Source organism: Lysobacterales bacterium (genome assembly GCA_014946745.1).
Classification (GTDB): Bacteria; Pseudomonadota; Gammaproteobacteria; order Xanthomonadales; family Xanthomonadaceae; genus Aquimonas.
Window position 1 is genome coordinate 614,773 of sequence record JADCRD010000003.1, and the last position, 25,589, is coordinate 640,361.

The 25,589-nt window shown below is 69.9% G+C and carries 20 protein-coding genes; 12 read left to right on the forward strand and 8 right to left on the reverse strand.

The genetic code is table 11. The features are described from left to right. The first annotated feature begins 143 nt into the window (after positions 1 to 143). Entirely contained in the window at positions 144 to 3,989 is a 3,846-nt protein-coding gene (locus H4O13_18285; GenBank protein ID MBE5317344.1) for a hypothetical protein, read from the forward strand. A gap of 334 nt (positions 3,990 to 4,323) precedes the next feature. On the opposite strand, the gene H4O13_18290 is transcribed toward H4O13_18285, so the two are convergent. After that, positions 4,324 to 5,502 carry an alkane 1-monooxygenase gene (locus H4O13_18290; GenBank protein MBE5317345.1) on the reverse strand — a complete coding sequence of 393 codons (1,179 nt, stop codon included), beginning with the start codon at positions 5,500 to 5,502 and terminating at the stop codon, positions 4,324 to 4,326. 105 nt (positions 5,503 to 5,607) lie between these two features. On the opposite strand from H4O13_18290, the gene H4O13_18295 reads away from it, so the two are divergent. Beyond that, a complete protein-coding gene (locus tag H4O13_18295) occupies positions 5,608 to 6,621 on the forward strand; it encodes an AraC family transcriptional regulator (protein MBE5317346.1) in 1,014 nt (337 codons plus the stop codon). 63 nt (positions 6,622 to 6,684) lie between these two features. On the opposite strand, the gene bla is transcribed toward H4O13_18295, so the two are convergent. Together bla and H4O13_18305 are read right to left on the reverse strand one after the other, a co-directional pair. Further along, positions 6,685 to 7,617: a class A beta-lactamase gene (gene bla / locus H4O13_18300; GenBank protein ID MBE5317347.1), complete on the reverse strand. Its 933-nt coding sequence runs from the start codon at positions 7,615 to 7,617 to the stop codon at positions 6,685 to 6,687. 134 nt (positions 7,618 to 7,751) lie between these two features. Next, entirely contained in the window at positions 7,752 to 8,624 is an 873-nt protein-coding gene (locus H4O13_18305) for an RcnB family protein (GenBank protein ID MBE5317348.1), read from the reverse strand. 359 nt (positions 8,625 to 8,983) lie between these two features. Between H4O13_18305 and H4O13_18310 the strand changes: the two genes are divergently transcribed. Beyond that, on the forward strand, positions 8,984 to 9,715 hold the full coding sequence (locus H4O13_18310) for a class I SAM-dependent methyltransferase (protein ID MBE5317349.1): 732 nt from the start codon (positions 8,984 to 8,986) through the stop codon (positions 9,713 to 9,715). 162 nt (positions 9,716 to 9,877) lie between these two features. Here H4O13_18310 and H4O13_18315 read toward each other — a convergent pair whose 3' ends face one another. Continuing rightward, the gene (locus tag H4O13_18315) at positions 9,878 to 10,129 is read right to left on the reverse strand and encodes a DUF3297 family protein (GenBank protein ID MBE5317350.1); all 252 of its coding nucleotides are present in this window, start codon (positions 10,127 to 10,129) and stop codon (positions 9,878 to 9,880) included. 125 nt (positions 10,130 to 10,254) lie between these two features. On the opposite strand from H4O13_18315, the gene H4O13_18320 reads away from it, so the two are divergent. Next, positions 10,255 to 10,782: a histidine phosphatase family protein gene (locus H4O13_18320; GenBank protein MBE5317351.1), complete on the forward strand. Its 528-nt coding sequence runs from the start codon at positions 10,255 to 10,257 to the stop codon at positions 10,780 to 10,782. Positions 10,783 to 10,789: 7 nt separating this feature from the next. Here H4O13_18320 and H4O13_18325 read toward each other — a convergent pair whose 3' ends face one another. The 4 genes from H4O13_18325 to H4O13_18340 form a co-directional block, all read right to left on the reverse strand. Beyond that, on the reverse strand, positions 10,790 to 12,295 hold the full coding sequence (locus H4O13_18325) for an aminotransferase class V-fold PLP-dependent enzyme (GenBank protein MBE5317352.1): 1,506 nt from the start codon (positions 12,293 to 12,295) through the stop codon (positions 10,790 to 10,792). A 103-nt stretch (positions 12,296 to 12,398) separates the two neighbouring features. Beyond that, complete coding sequence (locus H4O13_18330; protein MBE5317353.1) at positions 12,399 to 14,174, reverse strand: GGDEF domain-containing protein; 1,776 nt, start codon at positions 14,172 to 14,174, stop codon at positions 12,399 to 12,401. Positions 14,175 to 14,249: 75 nt separating this feature from the next. Further along, positions 14,250 to 17,546: a PDZ domain-containing protein gene (locus H4O13_18335; protein MBE5317354.1), complete on the reverse strand. Its 3,297-nt coding sequence runs from the start codon at positions 17,544 to 17,546 to the stop codon at positions 14,250 to 14,252. 188 nt (positions 17,547 to 17,734) lie between these two features. Continuing rightward, entirely contained in the window at positions 17,735 to 18,649 is a 915-nt protein-coding gene (locus tag H4O13_18340; protein MBE5317355.1) for an Hsp33 family molecular chaperone HslO, read from the reverse strand. Positions 18,650 to 18,661: 12 nt separating this feature from the next. Here H4O13_18340 and mtgA point away from each other — a divergent pair, with 12 nt between their 5' ends. The 8 genes from mtgA (at position 18,662) to H4O13_18380 (ending at position 25,541) form a co-directional block, all read left to right on the forward strand. Further along, positions 18,662 to 19,414 carry a monofunctional biosynthetic peptidoglycan transglycosylase gene (mtgA, locus tag H4O13_18345; GenBank protein MBE5317356.1) on the forward strand — a complete coding sequence of 251 codons (753 nt, stop codon included), beginning with the start codon at positions 18,662 to 18,664 and terminating at the stop codon, positions 19,412 to 19,414. A gap of 54 nt (positions 19,415 to 19,468) precedes the next feature. Then, positions 19,469 to 20,449 (forward strand): glycosyltransferase family 2 protein, encoded by a 981-nt coding sequence (locus H4O13_18350; protein ID MBE5317357.1) that lies wholly within the window; start codon positions 19,469 to 19,471, stop codon positions 20,447 to 20,449. 17 nt (positions 20,450 to 20,466) lie between these two features. Next, positions 20,467 to 20,997, forward strand: a complete 531-nt coding sequence (locus H4O13_18355) for a sigma-70 family RNA polymerase sigma factor (protein MBE5317358.1) — start codon at positions 20,467 to 20,469, stop codon at positions 20,995 to 20,997. Beyond that, entirely contained in the window at positions 20,990 to 21,460 is a 471-nt protein-coding gene (locus H4O13_18360; protein MBE5317359.1) for a hypothetical protein, read from the forward strand. The genes H4O13_18355 and H4O13_18360 overlap by 8 nt, the downstream gene beginning before the upstream one ends. 104 nt (positions 21,461 to 21,564) lie before the next feature. Further along, complete coding sequence (locus H4O13_18365; protein ID MBE5317360.1) at positions 21,565 to 22,158, forward strand: LON peptidase substrate-binding domain-containing protein; 594 nt, start codon at positions 21,565 to 21,567, stop codon at positions 22,156 to 22,158. Between the two features lie 45 nt (positions 22,159 to 22,203). Continuing rightward, complete coding sequence (gene mltB, locus H4O13_18370) at positions 22,204 to 23,253, forward strand: lytic murein transglycosylase B (protein MBE5317361.1); 1,050 nt, start codon at positions 22,204 to 22,206, stop codon at positions 23,251 to 23,253. Between the two features lie 74 nt (positions 23,254 to 23,327). After that, positions 23,328 to 24,257, forward strand: coding sequence for a septal ring lytic transglycosylase RlpA family protein (locus H4O13_18375; protein ID MBE5317362.1), 930 nt, complete (start codon positions 23,328 to 23,330; stop codon positions 24,255 to 24,257). Between the two features lie 27 nt (positions 24,258 to 24,284). After that, on the forward strand, positions 24,285 to 25,541 hold the full coding sequence (locus H4O13_18380; GenBank protein ID MBE5317363.1) for a D-alanyl-D-alanine carboxypeptidase: 1,257 nt from the start codon (positions 24,285 to 24,287) through the stop codon (positions 25,539 to 25,541). The last annotated feature ends 48 nt before the right edge of the window (positions 25,542 to 25,589 follow it).

Genomic DNA, 25,589 nt, shown 5'->3' on the forward strand with positions numbered 1-25,589 from the left:
TGGATCAACCTTGATGACTAAGTGCGCATTCTGGCAAGACTGGGCTGCTCCGTCGAATGGGAAGCAATGCCATCGGGTCGCGTATCCTGCCCCTTTTGTGAATCGAGTGTGAGGCGGTCATGAGGAAGTTGGGGCGGAGCTTGATGTCTTTTCTGTGGGGCGTGGTCGGCTGGACATTCCTGGTCGCGGCCGCCCATGCGCAGCCGGCGAATGACAACTTTGCCGATGCCGCGACGCTGTCCGGCGACGTCGTGAGCGCCACCGGCAGCAACGTCGGAGCCACCCGTGAAGCGGGCGAGCCCCAACACGCGGGAAATGCCACTCGCGCCAGCGTCTGGTGGCGCTGGACAGCGAACCGCTCCGGTACCGTCAATGTCGATACGGTGGGCAGTAGCTTCGACACCGTTCTGGCGATCTATACCGGCACGGCGGTCAATGGTTTGACCGAGATCGGCAGCAACGATGACTCCGCCGGCGTACAGAGCCGGGTGAATTTCCAGGCCGTCCAGGGCACGACCTATCGGATTGCGGTCGCGGGCTTCGATGCTGCTGTCGGCAGCATTCGCCTGCAGTTGCTGGCCGGCGAACCGCCCCCGCGAATCGCCTCCAACCCTGCGCCTGGCAGCGCGTTGACGCTGCCGGCCGGCGCCCTTGGAAGCGTCACGCAGCTGCGGCTCGATCTGATCACCACCGGTGGATCCACCGGCTCCAGCCTGCAGGTGACTTGCAATGGCGCTTCGGGAGTGCTGGTGGGTCCAGCAGGCTCAGCGCCGAACAGCGCCAGTTTCAGCCAAACGGTCAACGCCGGTTCGCAGCCCGCCGATCTGCAGATCGCTGCCACCGTGGCGGCGACCGAGCAGCGCATCAGCAACGGATTGAGCTGCCAGGTCCAACCGTCGCTGGGCGACGGCTACGCGCTGGCGTACTCGGTGGTGGTGCCGGCGGCCCAAGACGCCGACAGCCCGCCGCTCATCAGCGCGCTGCCGGCCGGCGGTTCGCGCCTGCTGCTGCGTCCCGCGCTGGCCGGTGGCAGCGCTCGCGGCGGCGTCGACTTGCAAAGCCGGGCCGGCTCGGGCGATGGCTCCGCAACCGTCAACTGCAGCGCCACGGGCAACCTGTTGATCGGTGTTTCCGGCAGCACGCCGAGCAGCTCCGCCTTTGCCTTTTCGGTGGGTGCCAATCAGGAGCCCTTCGACCTGGAACTGGCCGCTGCGGTGGGGGCCACGTCGAGTACGGCTGAGCTCAACTGTCGTGTCACGCCCAGCCGCGGTGCCACGTACACCCTGAGCTTCAGCGTGGTTATTCCTGCGGCCATTGCAGCCGAGGCGGGGGAATGGGAAGCGCAGGGCCCGATCGAAGTGACCGGAGGGCAGGTTGAAGGCGTCAGTGTGCCGCGCGCCAATCCGGTGGCAGGGGCGATCCACGTGGTGGTTCCGCACCCCAGCAATGCCGATATTCTGTACGTCGGCGCCGTCAATGGCGGCGTGTGGAAGACCCGCAATGCAACAGCGCCAGATCCGCGTTGGGTGCGCCTTACGGATAGCCAGTCATCGCTCAGCATCGGCGCGCTGGATCTCGATCGGTCGGTCGCCGACGGCGAGACGCTGGTCGCCGGCATCGGCCGATTCAGCAGCTATGCACGACTTGGCGGCGTGCGCAGCGGTTTGATCCGCACCACCAACGGCGGAGACAGTTGGACCCCGCTGGATAGCAGCATGCGCGGCAGGAACATTTCCGGCGTGGTGGCGCGCGGGAATGTGATCGTGGCGGCGGTCGACACGGCAGACAGCTTTACCTGCAGCAATGTCGGTCTGTTCCGCAGCGTCAGCGGCGGCGCCAGTTTCACCAGGCTTATGGCCGCCCAAGGGTTCCCAAGCGGCGGCGTGGATGCACTCGCCGGCCATCCGACCAACCCCAACGTGATGTACGCCAGCCTGGAGGCGGCTGGGTCCTGCGCCTCCAACGCCGCATTGAACGGCATCTATCGCACCGCCGACGGCGGCGCCAGCTGGGCCAAGGTCAGCGATGCCGTCATGGATGCCTTGATCGATCAGGGGGACTCCAGCAACTACCTGTTCAAGATCCAGGTCGCGCCCGACGGTGCGGTGGTCGTGGCGATTGCGCGCGGCACCCTGTTGGGCGTGTTCCACAGCGCCAACGACGGCGCCAGCTGGACCTCCCTGGGCGTGCCGCAGACCATCGAAGGCGATGAGGCGGTGGGCATTCACCCGGGGCGGCAGGGCAGCTTGCACCTGTCGGTTGCGATCAGCCCGACCGACAGCAATCTGGTGTTTGTCGGCGGCGACCGCCAACCGCGCGGCGGCAATGGCGCATTCCCCAACAGCATCGGCGCCGCCAACTTCAGTGGCCGACTGTTTCGCGCCGATGCGCGAGCCGCCGGCGTCTGGACTTCGATCACTCACAACGGCACCGCGAGCTTCGGCTCCAGCCAGTCGCCTGCCGGCAGCGCGCCACACGCCGATTCGCGCAGCATGGCCTTCGATGCGGCTGGCCGCCTTATAGAGGGCGACGACGGCGGCGTCTATGCGCGCCTGTCGCCCGCCAACAACAGCGGTGACTGGATCAGCCTCAACGGCGATCTGCAGGTGACCGAGCAGCACAGCCTGGCTTACGACCCGCTCGCTCGAGTCACCCAGTCCGGTAATCAGGACAACGCCAACATGCGCCAGCTGCTCAGCGGTCAACCGCAGTGGGGCGTGGTGCTGAGTGGTGATGGCGGCGCGGTGGCGGTAGACCGCTTCCAGTTCGCCTCCGATGGTCGCTCGATGACCTTCTCCAGCACCCAGAACCTCGGCTCCTTCTCCCGCCGCACCTATGACGCCGACAACAACCTGCTGCGCACAGAGTTCCCCGCCCTGCGGGTTACCGGCAACGGAGCCACCCCGCGAGGACAGTTCCTCACTCCGGTCATCGCCCATCAGCTGCAGCCTCGCCGCTTGGCGATCGGCGCTGCGAACGGCGTCTACGAGTCCTTCGACTCCGGCACGACGGCGGTGCTGGTGGATCCCAACCTGCGCGCGTTCTCCATTCCAACCGCCGGCTCCCTTGCTTACGGCGCGATCGACAACCCGGACGTGCTGTACGCAGCCGCCTGCACCGGTGCCTGCGGCGATGTCCGGGACGGCGCGGACGGACTGTTCCTGCGTCGAGCCTTGGGCGATCCCATGACCTTGCTGCGGCAGGACTCGGAGGGTGTTTCCATCGTCAGCGTGACCCTCGACCGCAGGAACTCGAACCACGTCTTCGTGCTCGAGGATCTGGGTAGCGAATCGAGCATTTATCGAACGGCCGACGGTGGTGTCACCTGGACCGGCATCAGTGGCAACCTACCCGCGGGCGCGGGGGAGGTGCGCATCATCCGTTTCCTGCCCGGCCCCAACGGCAGCATGCTCGCCGCCGGCACGGACCGCAGCGTCTACCTCGCCAGCGAAGCGGAGGGGTTCGCGGTTTGGCGCATTGCCGGCAGCGGCCTGCCCGGAGCACCGGTCTATGCCCTCGACTATGACGAGAGCCAGGATCTGCTGATCGCCGGCACCCTGGGGCGCGGCAGCTATAAGCTCTCCGGACCGGTGGTGCGCACCTTCCCGGCGCCGCCGGTGGGCAGCGTCAACCCGCCGCCCGGCACCGATTACTCCGGCGCCTGGTCGAACCCGAACGAGAGCGGTTGGGGTCTGATCATCGTGCGCGGTGGCAGCGGCGCGTATGGGGTGTACATCTTCCACTACGGCGACGACTCAAAGCCTGACTGGTACCTCGCACCCGGCGCCCTCAATGGCAACCGCTTTCAGGCCAACGTCAGTGCCTTCAGCGGCCCCTGGTTCGGCACGGTGCCTTACAACCCGGCCAACGTCAGCGCTCGAAGCGCCGGCTCGATCACGATCGATTTCAGCGGCGAGACCACGGCCAACGTCAGCTTCACGATCGACGGCCGGACCGTGAATTCGAGCCTGAGAAAGCTGAACTTCTAGGGAAGCTCTGATCTATCAGAGCTTCCCGTGCGCCATGAATGGCGCGCTCGCGAATCAAGCATGCAAGTGCTTGATTCAGCGCGAGTGAGTCCGGACCTGCGCCGGACTCACGACGTCTGAAGAACTGCAGGATGGAGTTCTTCAGACCTTCCCTAGTGGATTCCGGGCGGGTTGTGACCCGCCCGGGTCTGCGAAGAGATTCGCTGGCTGCTGCCCTTCGAGGCCTGTCGCAGTGCGCCGTCAGCACACTGCGGCCGAGCCCGGCCGACGCAGTCATTGCTTCGATCCGCGCCGTGGACATGTGGCCGACTGAGGTGGCCGGCGCGCTTGGCTCTCAGCCTCTTCGCGCGAACACTTGGACCGTCCTCCCGGGGTGTCGACGTGAATCCAGGTTGATCCGAGCTGCGTCCCCCTCCGCCGCCGCGATCACCCGCGGGTCCATCACCCGGAACCACAGCGGGGGCAGGTAAGCCAAAAGGAACATGCCGAAGTAGCCGGTCGGCAGCTGCGGAGATTCCTCGAAGTGGCGCAGGCTCTGGTAGCGACGCGCGGCATGGGCGTGGTGGTCGGCATGGCGCTGCAGGTGGAACAGCACCCAGTTCGAGACCAGCGAATTGCTGTTCCACGAGTGCCGCGGCGTGCAGCGTTCGGGTCGGCCTTCGGCGTCGATCGGACGCTTCAGGCCATAGTGCTCGATGTAGTTGGCGGAAGACAGCTGGAAGTTTGCCCAGGCCGAGGCCAGCAGCAGAAAGCCCAGCGCTGCGATGCCGAGCCACAGAATCAGGGCGGTCCACAGCGCGAGCGTGAGTGCGCCGGTCTGCAGGATCTCGTTGTCGGGGTGCCAGACGCTGCGGCCTTCGCGCTGCAGCCGCTCGGCTTCCAGCGCCCAGGCGCGGCGCCAGGCGCCCGGCCACTCGCGCAGCACGAAGCGCCAGATCGATTCGCCCATGCGCGCCGAGGCGGGGTCGGCGAAGGTCGCCACGTCGCGATGGTGGCCGCGGTTGTGCTCGACCACGAAGTGGCCGTAGGCGGTGGGCGCCAACACCCACTGCGCCAGCGCACGTTCGATGCGCGTCTTCTTGTGGCCGAGCTCGTGGCCGGCATTGATGCAGAAGCCGCCGACCACGCCGGTCGACAGCGCCAGCGCCAGCCAGCCGTGCCAGGGCAAGTCGGCCCGGGTCGCGTACCACGCACCGACGATGAACCAGAACCACAGCAGGGGCACCACGGCCCAGGTGATCCACCGGTAGTAGCGGTCCTCCTCCAGCTCCGGCACCTGCGACTCCGGCGGATTGCTGCGGTCTTCGCCGACCGCCCAGTCCAGCAGAGGCAGGATGACGTAAACCAGCAGCAGGGGTGCCCACAGCGCCAGCGGCGTGTTGAGCGCTTCGGCGAGCAGCGGGCCGGCGCCGATCAGGCTGGGCACGGCCAGCGACAGCAGCCAGAGCGGGCGCTTGTGGTCTCGCCAGGGCGGGGCGACCTGCGTCGGCGCTGTGACAGGGGGCTGGGGCACGGTGCGGCCTCGCTCTGCAATGGAGGCACAGCGTGTCGGCTTGGCAGAACGCGTGCCAGCGTTGCAGCTGCCAAGGACTCGTCAGTTCGTGCCAGCATGCTGCGCATGTCCACGCCCTCTGCGCCTGCGCTGCATCCGGCCTACCTGCGCCTGCTTCTGCTGCAGCTGAGGCGTTCCGGGCTGAGCGCTGAGCCCTTGCTCGCCGAGGCGGACATCGCCGCCGCCGAGCTTGAGAGCGACCATCATCTGCTCGACCGCCAGCGCGTGCAGCGCATCGTGATCGCCGCGTTGCGCGTCAGCGGCCGGCCTTGGCTGGGGCTGGAGTTCGGCGCGGCGGTGCCCGTGTTGAGCCATGGGGCGCTGGGCTTGGCGGCCTCGGCCAGCGGCAGTCTCGGCGAGGCGCTGAGCTTGATCGCGCGTTTTCTTGCGCTGCGCGCACCGATGCTGAGCCTGAAGATATCGCCCGCGGCCGGCGGCGTCTGGGCTCGCTTCGAGCCCGCGGCGGAGCTGGGCGAGGCCCGCACCTTCGTGCTCGAAGCCGCGCTGGTCATGCTGGAGCGCCTGCTGCAGGGCTTGAGCGCCCGCGACTTCTGCGAAGCGCGGATCGAGCTGCCCTGGCCGCGTCCCGCCTGGGCGCGCCACTACGCCGCTTTTCTCGCCTCGCCCCTGCGTTTCGACGCCCGCGCCGCGCGGCTGTGGCTGCCAGATGCGCTGATGCATGCGCCCTGCCTGTCGGCCGATTCCGCGGCGCTGGCGTTCGCCCGCGCCGAGTGCGAGCGGCGCCTGGCTTCGGCCAGCCCGCGCCTCGATTTCGTCGCGGCGATCCGTCAGCGGCTTCAAGCCTGCGAGGGGGCGTATCCGGACGCGCTGCAGATGGCGGTGGAGCTGGGCCTGTCGCCGCGCAGCTTCTTCCGCCGGCTGGCAGATGAGGGCCTGCGCTGGCGCGGCCTGCTCGACGAAGCGCGCTGCGCGCGCGCCCTGCAGCTGCTGGGCGAGACCGATCTGCCGGTCGAGCGCATCGCTGAACGTCTGGGCTATGCCGACGCCAGCAACTTCAGCCGCTGCCTCAAGCGCTGGTGTGGCAAGAGCGCGCGGGAGCTGCGGGCCGTGCGGCCCTGAGCGGTGGCGTGATCGCCGCAGCCCGCGTCAAGCCAGCGCTCGGCTTCGCGCCGGGATCGCGCCTCAGGCCATCCATGCCGCGACGATCCGCCCGACTTCGGCCAGCACGGCGTCGTCCTGGGCGCGCATCTTCGGGTAGTGGGCGTCGGCTTCGTAGTAGGCCGCGATCAGCACCGGCGGACGCCGCGGCGGCCAGGCGATGGCGACATCGTTGTGCTTGTTGGCCATGCCCGCGCTGATGCCCGTGCCCGTCTTGTCGCCGATCCGCCAGCTGGGCGGCAGGCCGGCGCGCAGGCGCTTCAGACCCGTGCGCGTCTCGAACATCCAATGCGCAAGCACGCGCTGGCTGCTGGCGTCTAGAAGGCCGGGCCCGAACAGCCGCGCGCACAGTCTGGCCATGCCGCGCGGGCTGACCGTATCGCGCTCCTCGCCAGTCGGCACCTGGTTCATCTCCGGCTCCCAGCGATCAAGGCGTAGGTCGCTTTCGCCGAGCGCGCGCAGCTGGGCGGTGAAGCCCGCGGGGCCATCGAACAAGTGCAAGAGCAGGTTCGCCGCAAGGTTGTCGCTGGTGGTCTGGGTGGCATGCGCGAGTTCGAGCGCGCCGAGCTGGGTGCGCCCCAGCGCGCGCGCTGCGTCTACCGCCGGCTGATGCGGTACGTCCGGCAGGCTGTCCAAGGCGATCGGCGCGTGACCATCGATCCGCCCGGCCGCATGTTCGCGCAGCACCAGTGCTGCCAGCGGCAGCTTGAAGGTCGAGCACAGCGCAAAGCGTTCGGTGTCGCGCCAGCCGAAGCCAAGGCCGCTGCCGGTGTCGATCACGGCGGCGCCGAGGCGACCGCCGTGTTCCTCTTCAAGCTCGGCGAGACGCGCAGTCGCCGCGCTGCTGCTGAGTCGGTGCGCCGCGGGCGCGGCGGAGGCGGCGGTCGGCAGCAGTGCGAGGCCGCCGCCGGCGGCAAGTCCGCCCAGCAGGCGGCGACGGATTCCGAGTCGGGACATGGGGAAGGCTCTGGGTCAGGGCGCTTGAGCCTGCCCTGCGCCCGTGGCGAAACGCGGGCAGCAAGCTGCGAGCCGCTGACAATGCCGCCTCCGGCACACAGCCGGAGGCGGTCGTGGTTTCCGCTCGGCGCGGATCAGTAGTAGAAGAACCCGTACAGCACGTCGACGATCTCGCCGCTGCGCTCGTCCACCAGCAGCAGGTCACCATCGACGCGCAGCCAGCGGCAGCCCCAGGGCGGCGCCGCAAGACGGTAGTAGCGCCAGTCCACGTACCAGTCGCTGGCGAAGAACACCGACGGCAGGCGATAGCCGATGCGCCAGCTCTGCGAGCGGTAGCCGCGCGGGTAGATGTAGCGCACCTCGGCGCGATAGCGGTGTCCACCCCAGCCGTGCCGCCAGTGGCGACGCCACTCTGGATTGCGCCAGTCGCGACGCCAGTCGCTGCGGTAGCGGTTGTCGTGATGCCAGTCGTTGCGGCGATAGTCGTCGTGGCCCCAGTCGCTGCGGCCGCGATGCTCGTTGCGCCAATCGCGGTCCGACTGCCAGTGTCGGGCGTCGTCGCGCCGCTGACCGGAGTTCCAGTGCTCACGTCCACCCCGGCCCCAGCGGTCGCCCTGCCACTGCGGTTCGCGACCGCCACGGGGCTCCGGCTCGCGGTGTCCGCCCTGGAATCCGGCGATGCGCTCCATCTGGCTGGCTTCGCCGCGCGACTCGCCGCGCCAGCCCTCGCTGCGGGAAGCGCCGCGTTCCTGCCAGGCATCCCCTCGATCCTGCGGCTCGGCCTGCCAGGTCTGCTCGCGTTCTCCGCGACCGCCGTTGTGCTCGCCCCAGCCGCCGTCGCCGCGGCCTTTGTCGGGCTCGCCCCGCTCGACGCCAACATCGCTGCCCCGATCGCCGTAGTCGGCGCCCCGATCGGAGCGCTCGGCCTGAGCGCTGCCGGCGCCGAGCGCAAGGCCGAGGAGGAGGGTGGCATGACCAAGGAAGCGACCGCTGAGCTCGGTTCTCATGACTTCAGATCCATCGATGGGTCGGGGTCCCGTCCGCGGGATGGCCTCGACCCGCGCTGCCGCGGGTGGACTTTGCCGGGCGTCCTGCCCGGCCCCCGACGCCTGCGTCGGGAGGCGGCGACCGGCAGCGGTCGTCGCCGGGCAGAGCATCGAGTCTGCAAGCTGTACGCGAGATAGCCCACGCGCGCACGGATGCGGGGCGTTCAGCTGGCGACCGGCTTGCCGCACGCCCGCTGAGCGCGGTGCTTTGGGACATGTCGCAGAGAGCCTCCCTGTTGCGTAGGCCTTGCCGAACGATGCCGGGGGTGGCGACTGCTAGCATCGCGTCCCGTTCTGAAGCGTTACGGGAGTGCGTTCGCGTGCCGACCATCGTCCATCGTCTGTCGCGAAGAATCCGGCGCAGTCTGCGCACCCGCGGTGTGTGGGGAAGCCTGCGTCACACGCTGCGCACGCTGCTTGCGCGCCTGACCGCCCCAAGGGCAGCGGCGGGGCACGCGACCGACGACGACTTCGATCAACGCTATGGCGTCGATACCGGCGGCGTGATTCCGCAGGCGGATCTGGACGTCGAGCGCGACAGCTGGGTCCATGGTTCGGCCTACGTCGCCACCAGCCCCGTGGATTTCGCCGAGGTGCTGGCGCCGTTCGCGCTGACCCCGGAGCGCAGCAGCTTCGTCGATCTCGGCTGCGGCAAGGGTCGCGTGCTGCTGATGGCGGCGGGGCTGCCCTTCGCGCGGATCATCGGGGTCGAGTACTCGCCCGCATTGTCGGAGATCGCGCGCGCCAATCTCGACCGCTATCGCGGCCCGCGCAGGGCGCGGCGGCTCGAAGTGCAAACCGGCGACGCCGGCGACTACACCTTCCCGGACGGTGATCTGGTCGTGTTCATGTACCACCCCTTTGACGAGGTGGTGATGGCGCGCGTCGTGGCGCGGCTCTCTGCCTCGCTGCGCGCGGCGCCGCGCCGCGCGCTGGTGCTGTACTTCAAGCCCGTGCATGCCAGCCTGTGGCTGCAGGCGGAACGCTTTACGCCGCGCCATCGCAGCGGGCTCTACGACGTGTACGAGCACCGCGCTGACGCCGCCCCCTGAGCCTTGTCGCTGGGGCCGCTCTCGCTGGCGGTCATGCGTTCCGCTCGGACTGCCGCCCGCGCCGGGCGGGCTCACCGCACAGCCCCGGCGCTGGCGTCCGCACCGGCAGGCGCCTTCCGGCGCGGCGGCGTCATGGCGCCGCCGCGAGGCGCGTGCCTTGGTTCAGGCCGGTGCGTCCTGATCGAGGAACCACACCTGCACTTCGCCGCTGTGCTTGAAGCACATCGGGCGGCCGCGGCGATCGAGCGTGCGGCCCACCGGCAGGCGGACCCAGCCTTCGCTCACGCAGTACTCCTCGACGTCGGTGCGCTCGACGCCCTTGAAGCGCACGCCAATGCCGCGCTCCAGCGCTTCGGCGTTGTGGAAGCGGCTGCGCGGGTCGGCGCACATGCGGTCGGGGGGCTGGTCACTCATGGCGGTTCCGGGGTTCTGGCGGGCGCGCAAGGATACCGATGCCGGCGTCGCCCGACACCTGCGGGCTTGACCTCGCGCGCAAATGCCGCAGGCTGACGCCCTTCCGATGACAAAGGACAGCGACGATGCGCGGACGATGGATGCTGCTGGCGGCGCTGGCTCTGCCCGTGGCCGCAGCCGCGCAAACCCTGCCGGTGCCCAGCGACGGACTGCTGGTGGTCGTGGTGCGCCACGCCGAGAAAGCGCAAGACGACCCGCGCGATCCCAATCTGAGTGAGGCGGGCCGCGCGCGCGCAATGGCGCTGGCCGAGCGACTGCATGCGCTGCCGCTGGCGGCGGTTTACGCCACGCCGTTCCGCCGCACCCGGCAGACCGCTTCGCCCAGCGCCGAGGCGCAGGGCATCGAGGTCGAGGTGCGCGAGTTCGTAAGCCGCGATCCCGACGAAGATGCCCGCGCCCTGCGCGAAACCCTGCTGCGCGAGCACCGCGGCGAGGCGGTGCTGGTGGTCGGCCACAGCAATACCGTGCCGGCGCTGGTGGAGGCCCTTTCGGGCCAAGCGGCCGAACCGATGCCGGAGACCGAATATGACCGCCTGAGCCTGATCCGCATCGAGGCCGACGGCCGCGCCGAACTGCGCGTCGAGCGCTACTGAACGCAGCTCACAGCGGCGCGAAGAAGCCCGCGGCGGTGCTGTCGACGAAGTCGCAGTCCTGGCGGTGGAACCATTCGTTGCGGCGCTCGCAGTAGTGGTAGTCCTGCGCCCATTCGCGGTGGCTGGCGGCGAGCGCACGGATCGCCTCGACAATGAAGCGCGCCTCGGCATCGGTCATGGTCGGGTGCAGCGAAAGCCGCACCCAGCCCGGCTTGTCGCAGAGGATGCCGGCGCTGATCTTGTCGGTGATCGACTTCGAGCGCTCGTAGCTGACCTGCAGCAGGTAGTGCCCGTAGGTGCCGGCGCAGGAGCAGCCGCCGCGCACCTGGATGCCGTAGCGGTCGTTCAGCAGGCGCACGGCCAGGTTGTAGTGCAGGTCCTCGATATAGAAGCTCAGCACGCCCAGCCGATCCGGGTGGTCGGCGGCCAGCAGGTGCAGGCCCGGGATGGCCGACAGCGCCGGCCAGACGATGTCCAGCAGCTCGTGCTCGCGGGCGAGGATGTTGGCAACGCCCATCTGCTCCTTCAGCTGGACGGCGAGCGCGGTGCGGATCGCCTGCAGGAAGCCCGGCGTGCCGCCGTCCTCGCGGGCCTCGATGTCGTCCACGTACTTGTGCTGGCCCCAGGGGTTGGTCCAGTCGACCGTGCCGCCACCTGGATTGTCGGGAATGCGGTTGCGGTACAGCCGCGTGTTGAACACCAGCACGCCCGAGGTGCCCGGGCCGCCCAGGAACTTGTGCGGGCTGAAGTAGATGGCGTCGAGCCCGGCCTGCGGCCGACCCGGCGGGTGCATGACGATGTCGATGTAGGGCGCGCTGCAGGCGAAGTCGACAAAGCACAGGCCGCCGGCGGCATGCAGGCGCTCGGCGATGTCGTGGTAGGGCGTGAACAGGCCCGTGACGTTCGAGCAGCTGGTGATGCTGGCGATCTTGACCGGCCGCTGCGCGTAGGTCGCCAGCAGCGCGTCGAGCGCACCCAGATCGACCTCGCCATTGCCATCGGGCGGGATCACCTCGACGTCGCACAGGGTCTCCAGCCAGGAGGTCTGGTTGCTGTGGTGCTCCATGTGGGTGACGAACACGATCGGGCGCTGGTCCGGCGCCGGGCTGACCCGGTCGAGGTAGCTCTCGTGCACGCGCAGGCCGAGGATGCGCTGGAACTTGTTGACGACTGCGGTCATGCCGGAGCCGTAGCAGATGATCGCGTCCTCGGGCGAGGCGCCCACATGCGCTTTGATCTTCTTCAGCGCCTGGTGATAGGCGCGGGTCATGAGCGTGCCGGTGGTCGAGGTCTCGGTGTGGGTGTTGGCCACGAAGGGGCCGATCACCGCGCTCATGCGCCGCTCGATCGGCGCGTACAGCCTGCCGCTGGCAATCCAGTCGGCGTAGACGATCGGCATCTCGCCGTAGGGCGTGCGCAGGCGCTGGCCGGTGCCAAGCGTGCGCTCGCGGAACGGGGCGAAGTGGGCTTCAAGCGCGCCGGGCGCGGCGTGGGCGTGGGGCAGGGCGGACATGGCGAGCGCTCATATGCGAGGCCGCTAATGTACGCGTCGGCGGCGCCGGACGCATCCGGCGCTGCCGCAGCGTGGCCGCAGCGGCGGCGCCCCCGTAGCGGCCTCAGCCTTCGGTGACCGGTGCGTCGATACCGCGCGGCTGCAGCTGCCAGAGCGGGCCGGGCGCCAGCTCCAGCCGATTGCGGCCAGCGTTCTTGGCGACATAGAGCGCGCGGTCGGCTGCCGAGACGATGTCTTCAGGCCCAGTGCCCGGCTGCCACCAGCCCCAGGCCAGGCCGGCGCTAAGGGTGACGCGTCCCGAGGGCGCGCGCGCGTGCGGCAGATCCAGCGCCTCGATGCGCGCCAGCAGTTCGCGGGCGATCGCGATAAAGCGTTCGATCGGGCAGCCGGCGACCACCATGGCGAACTCTTCGCCGCCGCTGCGCGCGAGCTGGGCACCGCATTCCCGCGCCACCGTCTGCAGCAGATCGGCAACACGGCGCAGACAGAGGTCCCCGGCCGGATGCCCGTAGCTGTCGTTGTACTGCTTGAAGTGGTCGATATCGACCTGCAGCACGGCCATCGCGTCGCGGGTGCCGGCGATCCGCTGCCAGCATTCCTCGATGGACTGCCGGTAGGCACGGTAGTTGCCGACGCCGGTCAGGGAGTCGGTGCGGCTCTCGTCGCGCAGCGCGGCTACCGCGCGGCGCAGGGCCGAGGTGCGGCGCTCGATTTCGTGCTCCCGCTCGCGCAAGGCAGCGTCGAGCTGGGCGAAGGCCTCACGCTCGCGGCGCCACAGCGCGGCCACTTCGCGGGCGATCGGCTGCAGTTCGCGCGGCAGCGGTTGCGCCAGCACTTCGCCGGCCTCGACCGCTTGCCCGGGCTGCAGGCGACGAATGGCGCGGCTCAGCTGCAGCACGGGTCGGGTCAGCCAGGCGCCGCCGTAGTGCGCGGCTATCCACACGCCCAGCAGGGACAGCAGCAGCACCGGCAAGGCCAGCCGCAGGCCTTGCCAGAGGGCGCTGTCGAGTGCGGGCTCAGGCAGCAGGGCTATCGCGGTCCAGCCGAATTCGGTGGACTCGACCATGGCGAAATAGCGCACCGCGCCGATCGTGACGATGCCGGGCTCCTGGGCGCCCGACAGAGCGTCCAGGGTCCGCCGCAGGCCGGTCTCACTGGCGATGCCGGGCTTCAGGCCGAGCTCGGCGCTGGCGAACACGACCTGTCCGCTGCGATCAAGCAGCAGGCCCAGGCGCTGGCGGTCGACCAGCGCGCCGAGACGTCGCTGGATGACGTCGAGATTCAGCGTTGCCTGCAGCACGCCAATGGGCTCGCCGCTGCCGTCCAGGATCGGCGCGGACAGCGCCACGACCGGCTCGCTCCAGAGGCCCCGACCCATGAACACATCGCTGAGATACGGCCTGCGTTCGAACCAGGCGACGCGGAAGTACTCGCGATCGGCCACCGAGGCGCCGATCCGGCTGCGCAGGGCTTCGACGCTTTCGGACTCGCGCTGCAGCGAAACGATGCGGCCTTGCGCATCAGCGGCAAGCAGGGTGCGCAATTCGGGGTTGCGCTGGGAGAGCTGGCGCAGCCGTCGTTCGGCGCTTTCGGTGTCAAGCGACTCCCAGGGCAGCCGGGCCGCCAGCTCGATTGCCGTGAGATGGCGTTCGACCAGGCCGATGCTGCCCAAGGCGAGCGCATCGGCCACCGACGACAGGGCGTTGCCGATGCGCATCTTGGCGCCGTCGAGGTAGTTCCACAGCAGCACGCCGAGCAGCAGCAGGCTGGGCAACAGGGCGAATGCGGCCAGCAGGGCGACGCCGCGCGAGTGCAGACTGCGGCCGCGCGGCGGCGCAGCTTCGGGTGCCGTGGCGGCGATGGCGTCGGGCGTACTCATGGGCAGCCGCGCATGCTAGCAGCGCGCCGCGTCGACAGCCCGCGGCGGCTGTGTTCCTGAAGAGGTCTGCTCGCCTCAGCGCCGCACGTCCTGCCCAGGTTGGCCGCGCGGAGGAATCGGTTCGGCTCGCAGTGGCGGCAGCGGCGCGTCTTCGAGGCGCTGCCGCAGGTGAGCCAGGGCGGCCTCCAGCTGGGCGTCTTCGCCCAGGAAGCTCGCCCGTGGCGGGTTGTCGACCGCGATGTCGGGGGCCACGCCCAGGCCTTCGATCAGCCAGCGGCCGCTGCCGACCTCGAACTGGCCGAACTCGGCGATGCGCGCCACGCCGCCATCGACCAGACGGTTGCGGTCGGACAGCCAGATGCCGGCGCCGGCCGTGCGCGCGCCGATCACCGGGCCCAGCTGCAGCGCCTTGACCCCGGCCGCGAAGGTCTCGCCGTCGGAATAGGTCAGCGCATCGGCGAGCACCACCAGATGGCCACGGAAGGTCTGCTGCATGTTGGTGTAGGGCGCACCGCGCGGCGGCTGCCAGAACGCCCAGGCGCGGCGCAGCAGCTTCTCGATGATCCAGCTGTCGATGTTGCCGCCGCGGTTGCGGCGCACATCGATGATCAGGCCCTCGCGATCGAACTGGGCGTAGAAGTCGCGGGCGAAGCTGGCGATGTCCTGCGGGCCCATGGCGCGCAGATGCAGATAGCCGATGCGGCCTTGGGCCGCGCTGCTGACGCGGGCGCGCCGGCCTTCCACCCAGTCGCTGTAGCGCAGCGCGGCCTCGCGGTCGCTGCGTACCGGCAGCAGCACGGTGCGATGTGGGCTGGCTGCGCCGCGCTGCAGCTCAAGCAGCACCTGCTGGCCGGCCTGGTTGGCCAGCGCCTGCGCGAGCTCGGCGCGATCCTGGATCGGGCGGCCGTTGACGGCCAGCAGCCGATCGCCGCCGCGCGCGTCCACGCCCGGCTGGACCAGCGGGCTGCGTTCGCCCGGCAGTTCGGGGTCGCTGCGGTAGATGTGCTCGATGAACAGGCCGCGCGCATCCGCGCCGATCTGCGCGCCGAGCGCGGCCGGCACCGGCGCGTCGGGTGAGCTGCGGTACTCGCCGGGGCGGATCTGCGAGTGCAGCAGACCGACTTCGGCAATCATCTGCGCCAGCAGGTCGTCCAGCTCGATGCGGTCCTGGACGCGCGGCAGCAGCGCGGCGTACTTGCCGCGGATGGCGTCCCAGTCGAGCCCGCGCATCGCCGGGTCGAAGCTGAATTCGCGGTGCATGCGCCAGGCGTCGTCGAACATCTGCGCCCACTCTTCGCGCGGGTCGTTGGGCAGGCGCCAGTCGGCGAGCTTCAGGGTGGCCCGCGACAGGTCCTCCGGCGCCTTGGCGCCGGCCTCTACGATCTGCAGCTCGCCGATGCCGGCGTTGTCCGGCTTCGCGCGCAGCAGCAGGAGCTTCTTGCCGTCGGCCGAGAGCGCGTAATCCGCGAGCCCGGCAGCGAAGGTCTCGGGCTTCGGCGGGGCGTTGCCGATGCTGAGTGTGCGCAGCTGGGCCAGGCTGCCCGGCGCGCTGTCGCGCTCCAGAAAGTAGAGACGCGCGTCGTCCGCGCTCAGCTCGCTGTAGTTTCCCGCTGGCAGCGGCGCCTCGAACAGACGCTCGGCGAGACTCTCCCAGACGAGGGGCTGGGTGTCATTGTCCTTCTCGTCGCCCTTGCCTTTCTCCTCGCCTGCCGGCGCGGCGGGATCGAGCTCGGTGGTGGGCGCGAACGGGAAGCGTGCCTTCGGATCCAGCGCCAGCGCGTACAGCCGGTTGCGGCGATCGAAGAAGGGCCCGGTGTTGCGGTCGCCCCAGGGCCCGGGCACCGAGCTTGCGTAGCTGCGGCTGGCCAGGAAGTAGAGGAAGGCGCCGTCGCGCGAGAACGCCGTCGACACCGTCGGATAGCGATCCGAGGTGAGCGTCGCGCGGCGGCCGCTGGCGGCCTCGATCAGGAGGAGCTGCGGGATCAGCCGCGGCGAGTCCACCCGCAGCACCGCGAGATGACGGCTGTCCGGCGACCAGTCGATCTCGGCATAGGCGTCGTCGCGGGCGAACTCGCCGTGGTCGACCTCGCGGTTGCGGCCGCTGGCCAGCTCCAGCACGAACAGCCGGCCGGCCTTGTCGGTGTGCGCCAGCAGGCGGCCATCGGGCGAGGGAAACAGGCGGAACCGGTAGCTGCCCTCGTCGCCGAGCACGCGCTCCGCGCCTGGGCTGCCGTCGGCCGGATAGCGCCACAGCTCGCTGCGGCCCTCGATGTCGGTGAGCGCATACACATGGCGGGCGTCCTTCGGCACCACCGCTTCGCGCAAACGCGCGCCAGGCGGGGCGTTCAACTCGATGCGGCGCAGGCTGTCGAGGCCGACCAGCACCGCGCTGCCGCGCGCGCTGAGGACGGCGCGGCTGCCGTCGGCGGCCAGCGTCGCGCTCTGCAGGTACTTGAGCGGCTCCGTCAGCTGGCGCTCGCGCGTCTGCGCCAAGTCCGAGCCCAGGCGGATGTCGAGCCTGCGGTTCTCGCCGCTGGCGAGGTCCAGCAGGCGCAGGTCGGCGCCGTGCTGGTAGACCACCCGCCCGCCCTGGGCGCTCGGGCGGCGCACGTCGAAGTCGCTGTGGTCGGTCAGCGCCTGCGGCGCGTCGCTGCCGTTCCAGCGCCACAGATGGGTCAGGCCCTCGCGTTCACCGAGGATCAGCAGCTGGCCGTCGACGAACAGCGGACGCTGCGGGTTGCTGAGGCCCGGCGGCTGCAGGCGCTGGGCTTCCTGCTTGGAGCCGAGCTGCCACTGCCACAGCTGGGCCGCCGCGCCGCCCACGTAGTCGCGGGCATTGTCGTTGGTGACGGCGAGCCCGAAGCGGCTGAAGTAGAGGCGCCCGCCCTCGGCATCGAAGGCTGCCTCGCGGGCGTCGGCGAGCGGCAGGGTTTCGGTGGCGCCGCTGGCCGGATCGACCAGGCGCAGCACCCGCATCCACGAGGGGCCGACGGTGGCCTCGCTGGCGTAGACCACGCGGCCGTCGGGCGCGAAGCCCTGCACCCAGACGCGGGCGTTTTCGAAGGACAGACGCTTGGGCGCGCCGCCCGCGACCGGCATCGCATACACCTCGGGTGCGCCTTCGTAGCTGGCGACAAAGGCCAGGGTGCGGCCGTCCGGCGACAGCGCCGCCTGGGCCTCTTCCGCCGGGTGCGTGGTCAAGCGCTGCGCCAGCCCGCCCTGCGTGGACACCCGCCACAGATCGCCTTCGGCGGTGAACACCACGGTGTCGCCGTGGATCGCCGGATCGCGATACCAGCCCTCAGTGGCCCCGGCCGGCAGGGAGACACACAGCAGCAGGCCGGCACGCACCGGCAGACCAGGAAAGGACATCGGCGAAACCCTCGGCGGACGATGCCCCGAGTGTCTGCGGCGGGCGTGAGCGCGGCAATGGTCGATGGTTGGGATTGGAGCCGGGATTGGGGATTGGGGATTGGGGAGAAGCGCGACATCGATGCGTGCCGCGAGCGTGGTAGCCCGGCTTCAACGAATCCCCAATCCCGAATCCCCAACCCCGGCCCTTACTGCACCGTCCCCGCCGTATCGCTGCCGCCGCCGGCGAACAGCTGCTCCAGGTCAACCGGGTCGAAGTGGTAGTGCTGGCCGCAGAACTCGCAGATCACCTCGACGCGGCCGTCCTCCTGCAGCGAATCGAAAGCTTCCTGTCGGCCCAGCGAGAGCAGCATGCCGCCGACGCGGGCGCGGGTGCAGGAGCAGCCGAAGGCCAGCGCATCCTGCTGCAGCAGGCGCACGCCCTCCTCATGGAACAGGCGGTAGAGCAGGGTTTCTGCCGGCAGCGCCAGCAGCTCATCGCGGCCGAGGGTGTCGAACAGGGCCTGGGCGCGGGGCCAGGCATCGGGCTCCTCACTGGCGCCGGGCAGCTGCTGCAGGATCAGGCCGCAGGCGCGCGCACCGTCGGCCGCCAGCAGGATGCGCGTGGGCAGCTGCTCGCTCTGCCCGAAATAGCCCTCGAAGGCTTCCGCCAGACTGCGCGCGTCGAGCGCCACCAGGCCCTGGTAGCGCTGCGGTTCGCGCTGCACGCCCAGCGTGTTCTCGATGGTGATCGCCAGCATCGAGTCGGCGCCAAAGTGGCGCGGGTCGAGCGGCTCGGGCAGGGGCTCCTCGAAGCGCGCCAGGCCGCGCAGGCGGCCCTGCGAGGTGCACTCGGCGAACAGGGTGCGCAGCGCGCCGCTGCCGCGCAGCTGGATCGACAGCCGGCCGTCGACCTTGACGTGACCCGTGAACATCGCCGCCGCAGCGCAGGCCTCGCCCAGCAGGGCGGCGACGGGCTCGGGATACTCCGCGCGGGCGCGGATCGCCTGCCAGGCGGCGTCGAGTCGCACATGCACGCCGCGCAGCCCGCTGCGCTCCAGCAGGAAGCGGCTCAGCACGCCGTCGGTGTCGGCCGCAGCCGCGGGGGTCGCCTCGGAAGCCATTAGGATGCCGCCATGTCGAATCGAGCCCGCCATCATGGGGACGCGCGAAAGCGCCCGCAAGCACAGCGCACCTCAAGGACGCGGCGCTGGCTGCGCCGCGCAGCGCTGCTGAGCCTGGTCCTGCTGCTTCTGCCGGTCCTGGCGGTCGGGCTGCTGCGCTTCGTCGATCCGCCGACCTCGGCCTTCATGCTGGCCTACCGGATCGAGAGCGGCGAAGCGGCCGACTACCGCTGGCGTCCGCTCGACGAAATCGCCCCGGCGCTGGCGATCGCGGTGGTGGCCGCCGAGGATCAGCGCTTCCCGCAGCACTCGGGCTTCGACGTCGAGGCCATCCGCAGTGCGCTGGAAGAAGCCCGCGACGGCGGCCGCGTGCGCGGGGCCAGCACGCTGAGCCAGCAGGTGGCGAAGAACCTGTTCCTGTGGGAAACCTCGAGCTGGCCGCGCAAGGCGGCCGAGGCGGGTCTGACAGTCCTGATCGAAGCGCTGTGGTCCAAGCGGCGCATTCTGGAGATGCACCTGAACCTCGCCGAGTTCGGCGTCGGCGTCTACGGGGCCGAGGCCGCGGCCCAGCGCTACTTCGGCAAGCCGGCGGTCGCGCTGACGCCCTTCGAGGCTGCCCGGCTGGCGGTGGTGCTGCCCTCGCCGAAGCGCTACAGCGCGCTGCGTCCAGGGCCGCAGCTGCAGCAGCGCGCCGCATGGGTGCAGCGCCAGATGCGCCAGCTCGGCGGGCCCGCCTACCTGCGCGACTGCTGCGGCCCCGAGTAGCGCCTGCCTGCTAGCATGCGCGGCCGATTGGACAAAGACGGAACGAGTGAGCCCGTGAACCCGCGCCTGACCGTGGTAGTGCCTGCATACAACGAGGGTGAAGGCCTGCGTGCCTTCCATGCGCGCACGCGCGCGGCACTGGATGCGCTGCCCGATATCGAGGGCGAGATCCTGTACATCGACGACGGCAGCCGTGACAACACCTGGCAGGTCATGCTCGCGCTGGTGAGTGAAGATCCGCGCTGCGGTGCCCTGCGGCTGGCGCGCAACTTCGGCAAAGAGCTGGCGCTCACCGCCGGCCTCGATGCGGTCGATGCCGATGCCGCGGTGGTCATCGACGCCGATCTGCAGGACCCGCCCGAGCTAATCGCCGACTTCGTCGCGCGCTGGCGTGAAGGTTTTGACGTGGTCTACGGCACCCGTCTGGAGCGCGAGGGCGAAACCTGGCTGAAGCGCTTCACGGCGGCCGGGTTCTATCGGCTGATGGAGCGCATGTCGTCGACCCCGGTGCCGCGCGATACCGGCGATTTCCGTCTGCTGTCGCGTGCGGCGCTGGATGCGCTGCGCCAGATTCGCGAGCGCCACCGCTTCATGAAGGGCCTGTTCGCCTGGGTGGGATACCGTCAATGCGCGATCGGCTACCACCGCGATCCGCGCCACGCCGGCACCAGCAAGTTCAACTACTGGAAGCTCTGGAACTTCGCGATCGAGGGCATCACCTCCTTCAGCACCGTGCCGCTGCGGATCGGCACGTACATCGGCGGGCTGGCCGCGCTCGCGGCCTTCGTTTTCGGCCTGGTGATCATCGCCAAGACCCTGCTTTGGGGCGATCCGGTGGCGGGCTATCCCTCGCTGATGACGGTCGTCCTCTTTCTGGGCGGCCTGCAGCTGATGGCGCTGGGCGTAATCGGCGAGTATCTCGGCCGCCTCTACATGGAGGCCAAGCAGCGCCCGCTGTACCTGATCGAGACGGCGCTGAAGCCCGCGGCACGCGCGGCTGCGCCCGCGAGTGCGCGCGCTGTCGCGAGCGTCTGAAGTCCATGCCGTCGGAGGTGAAACTCCGTCTGGAGGCGCTGCTGGCTCGATTCGGCGCCCGCGTGCGCGCCCAGATCGAGTCCAACCGATTGAATCAGCACGGAATCGACCCCGAGGACGTGGAGCAGGAGGTGCGCATCCGGCTGTGGAAAACGCTGGAGCGTGACCCAAACGCCGAACTCCCTGCGTCTTATGTCCAGAGAACGGTGGCCAGTGCCTTGGTCGATGCGGTGCGGCGCGCTCAGGTGCGCCCCACCGAGGCGCTTCCGGAGACAGAGGACGGCGTCGTCGATCTGCCGGGCCTGGGCCACGGTCCCGATCGCAGCACGCTCGACGCCCAGCACGTCGAGCATCTGCGCAGCTGCATGCAGGCCCTGCCGCCCCGACGGCGCCTGCCGCTGCAGTTGTACTTGCAGGGCTATGCGCTGCAGGAGATTGCCGATCTCACCGATCTCACCTTGGATGCGGCCCGCAAGCTGGTGTACCGCGGGCTGGACGAAATCAAACAGCGCCTGTCGGCGCTTGGACTGGACGACTTCGATGACTGACGCGCCTGCCCCCCGCCGCCTCGCCGAGCTTTACCGCGCCAGCATGGCGCAGTCCCCGGCCGCAGACGCCGAGGCCCTGCTGTCCGCCCTCGACGGCCGCGGCAGCCGTGAATCGCGCGATGAGATCCTGAGCCAGGCCGCACAGAACCCCGCGCAGGCCGCCCTGCTGCGCACCCTCGCCGATCTGCGCGGCGACGTGGATCTGCTGCAGCGCGAAGTAGCCGGTCTGCGCCGGCGCACAAGCGCCCGCCCCCGGCCGGTCTGGGCGGCGCTCGCTGCCTCCTGCGCCTTGGCTGCGGTCGTGGCGTTTGGTCTCAAGACGCCCGATACCGCTCCCGGAGTCGACGCCGCCGTGGCCCAGCAGGCGATCGACAATGCCGATCGGATCACCGTGGTCTCGTTCGAAGGGCCGGCCGAAGTCCGCCCTGAAGACACGCTGTTCCGCGGTGACTTTGACTCCTGATCGCGGTTCTGTGGCCAGCGCGCTCGTGGGCGAGGCCTGCTGAAGCCCGCAACTCCCTGACTGCGTCCGCAAGCGACCTCATCGGCCGAGCTAGACTGCGCTGCATGGTTGCTCGCGATCTGCCGCTGTTTCCCTTGCGCACCGTGCTGTTCCCCGGCGGGGACCTGCGTCTGCGCGTGTTCGAGCCGCGCTACCTGGACCTTGTGCGTGAGTGCAGCCGGCAGGGCTCGCCGTTTGGCGTCAGCCTGATTCTTGAGGGCGTTGAGGCCGGTGGCCCGGCCCTGCCGGCCGCCGTCGGCACCACCGCCCGGATCGTCGACTTCTACACCCTGCCGGATGGCCTGCTTGGCCTGCGCTGCATCGGCGAATCCCGTTTCCGAGTGCGCCAGACCCGCATGCGCGACACCGGCCTGATCATCGGTGAGATCGAGTCGCTCGAAGCTTTTAAGCCAGAGCCGGTGGCGCCGCAGCACGGCCTGTTGGCACAGCTGCTGGAGCGACTGCTGGCGCACTTCGGCGGGCCGCACGGCGACGCGGGCAAGGCCGAGCTGGACGACGCCCATTGGGTCAGCTTCCGCTTGGCGGAGATGCTGCCGTTCGAGAACGAGGCGCGGCAGACGCTGCTTGCACTCGACTCCGCCGAGGAGAGGCTGGATCGCATCCTCGATGCACTGCCCGGGTTCCAGAGCGAAGGCTGAAAGCGGGTTCAGACGTGGGCGGCCGCGAGCCGGCCTACGTGTAAGATGCCGCCGCTATCGGCTGCCAACGTGCTCACTTCGATGCGATTCATTCTCTCGATCCCCGCCCTGGCCGCGGCCCTGGCGCTGGCCCTCACGCCCACGCCGTCCCTCGCCTCAGCGCGTCCCGCCCTGAGCGCGGAAGCCCGTGCGGCCTTCATCGCCGAGGCCGCCGAAAAGCACGCCATCGAGCCCGCCGAAATCGAGCGCTGGCTGGGTGAGGCGCGCTACCAGCAGTCGATCATCGACGCCATCACCCGTCCCGCTGAGGCCAAGCCTTGGCGCGACTACCGGCCGATCTTCATGAACGAGCGGCGCATCAGTGACGGCCGCGCGTTCCTGCGCGAGCACTGGGATCTGTTGGCCCGCATCGAAACCGATACCGGCGTGCCGGCCGAAATGATCGTCGCCATCATGGGCGTCGAGACCAGCTATGGCCGCATCACCGGCAGCCACCGCGTGCTGGATGCGCTGTACACGCTTGGCCTGTTCTACCCGCCGCGCGAGGCCTTCTTCCGCGGCGAGCTGGCGACGATCTTCAAGCTCGCCCAGGAAGAGAACATCGACCTCAACACCGCCAAAGGCAGCTACGCCGGCGCGATGGGCTGGGGCCAGTTCATGCCGTCCTCGTACCGCGCCTATGCCGTCGACGGCGATGGCGATGGCCGCCGCGACCTGTGGGGCTCGCTGCCGGACATCACCGCCTCCATCGCCAACTATTTCGTCGCCCACGGCTGGGAGCGCGGTCGCCCGGTCGTGGTCCCAGCGAAGTTCGAGGCGGCCGAGGAGTTCGTGCCCGGCAATCTGGAGGCCACCCATCGCCTCGCTGATCTTGCTGAACGCGGCTACCGGCCCAAGCAGGCGGTCGGCGCTGATTTCTCGGCGACAGTGCTGAACCTCGACGGCTCAGCAGGCCGCGAGCACTGGATCGCGTTCAAGAACTTCTACGTGATCTCGCGCTACAACCGCAGTCAGCTGTACTCGCTGGCGGTGTTCCAGCTGGCCGGCGAGATCGCGCAGGCGCGTCCGGACGGCGCGACCCCGCTGGCGCCGTGATGGGGCACACCTGCGTGCGCCGCGTCGAACCCAAGACGTGGCTGCGATGGCGCTGCACCGCCGGCGTGTTGCTGATGGGGGCCCTCCTGCTGCTTGCCGGCTGCACGGGCGGCCCGCCGCAGCGGCCTTCGGAAGGCCATGCGCCCATCTCGCGTCCCGATCCTTCGCGGCCGCGGCGCCCGCCCTCGCACGGCGAGCCGGCGGGAGAGCAGGGCGGTGGCCTGTACGCCCCGCACATCCGCGACGGCGGACCCGAAGTGCCGCCGGATGTCAGCGGCCTGCCCGAGCCGGTGCCGCGCGCCGAGCCCCGCGCGCGCTACGGCAACCACAGCCCCTATGTGGTGCTGGGCCGCCGCTACCACGTGATGGACAGCGCCGAAGGCTACGTCGAGCGCGGCGTTGCCAGCTGGTATGGCACCAAGTTCCATGGCCGACCGACCTCGAGCTTCGAGCCCTACGACATGTACGCGTTCACCGCGGCGCACAAGACCCTGCCGCTGCCGACCTATGCGCGGGTGACCAATCTCGAGAACGGCCGCAGCGTGACCGTGCGCATCAACGACCGCGGGCCCTTCCATGCCGATCGCCTGATCGACCTGTCGTACGCGGCGGCAGTGAAGCTCGGCATCCACATCCGCGGCACCGGCCCGGTCGAAGTGCGCGCCATCGTCCCGCCGGGCATGCATGCGGGCGTGGGCGAAGCGCCGCCCGCAGCGCGTGCCGCCACCGGCCAACGCCCGGCGGCGCAACCGCCGCCGATGCTGGTCGAGGCTGGCGACGTGCTGCTGCAGGTCGGCAGCTACGGCGAACGCAGCAACGCGCGCCGCGTGCAGGAGCAGCTCGAACGCGCAGGCCTGCGCCCGGTCCGGATCGAGCGCGCCGAGGTCGGCGCTGGCACTGTCTTCCGCGTGCGCATCGGCCCGATCGACGTCGACCGCCAGACGGCTGTGGTCGAACGCGTGCAGTCTCTGGGACTCGGCACGCCGCGCCCGGTCCGCCCCTGATTTCCCGTTTCCGACAGAGGACCTCCCATGCCCCGATTCCACCAGCGCCTGCTGGCCGCCGCGCTCTGCGGCGCCGCGGCTTTCGCTACCGCGGCCCTCGCGCAGGCGCCGGCGGCTCAGCCCGCCGCCGACGCGCAGCCTGTTCCCAGCCCGCAGCCGGTGCCGCGCCCCGTGCCGGTGCCCAGCGCGCCGGCGCCGGCGCCGCAGCCGCCCAGCGTTGAAGGCACCGCCTGGCTGCTGATGGACTACGCCACCGGCCAGATTCTGCTGGGTGAGAACATCGACGCCCGCGTCGAGCCCGCCAGCATCACCAAGGTGATGACCAGCTATGTGGTCTCGGCCGAAGTGGCCGCCGGCAAGGTTGGCATGGATGACGAGGTCACCATCTCCGAGTACGCCTGGCGCCGCGGCGGCGGCGGCACCGATGGTTCGACCAGCTTCCTGCCGGTCAACTCGAAGCACCGTCTGCAGGACCTGCTGCACGGAATGATCGTGCAGAGCGGCAACGATGCCTCGATCGCGCTCGCCGAGCATGTCGCCGGCAGCGAGGAGGCCTTCGCCAGCCTGATGAACCGCTATGCCCAGCAGCTCGGCATGACCGGCAGCTCCTACGCCAATGCCACCGGCCTGCCTGACCCGAACCTCTACACCACGGCGCGCGACGTCGCGATCCTGGGGCAGGCGCTGATCCGCGACTTCCCCGAGAGCTATGCCGTGCACTCGCAGAAGGAGCTGACGCTCAACGGCATCACCCAGCACAACCGCAACTCGCTGCTGTGGCGCGACCCCACCGTCGACGGCATCAAGACCGGCCATACCAGCGCCGCCGGCTACTGTCTGTTGACCTCGGCGCAGCGCGAGGGCATGCGCCTGATCAGCGTCATCATGGGCTCGTCCGGCGAGAAGAAGCGCGCCGACGACAGTCAGGCCCTGCTTAACTACGGCTTTCGCTTCTTCGAGTCGCACCAGCTGTACGGCGGCGGTGAAGCGCTGGCCGAGCCGCGGCTGTGGAAGGGCGCGCAGGCCACGCTCAAGCTGGGCGTCAGCGAGCCGGTGCGGATCACGGTCGCCCGCGGCAAGTACGAACAGGTCAAGGCCCTGATCGACGTGCCGAAGCAGCTCGTCGCGCCCTACGCCAAGGGCGATGCGGTGGGCACCTTGCGCCTGGTGCTCGACGACCAGACCCTGGTCGAGCGTCCGCTGGTTGCACTGGAAGACGCGCCCGAGGCCGGTTTCTTCGGCCGCACCTGGGACGGCCTGATGCTGTGGTGGGAATCCGAGTGATGCAGCCACGGCGCGCCAGGCGGCCGCGCTGAACGGAACCTCGCTGGG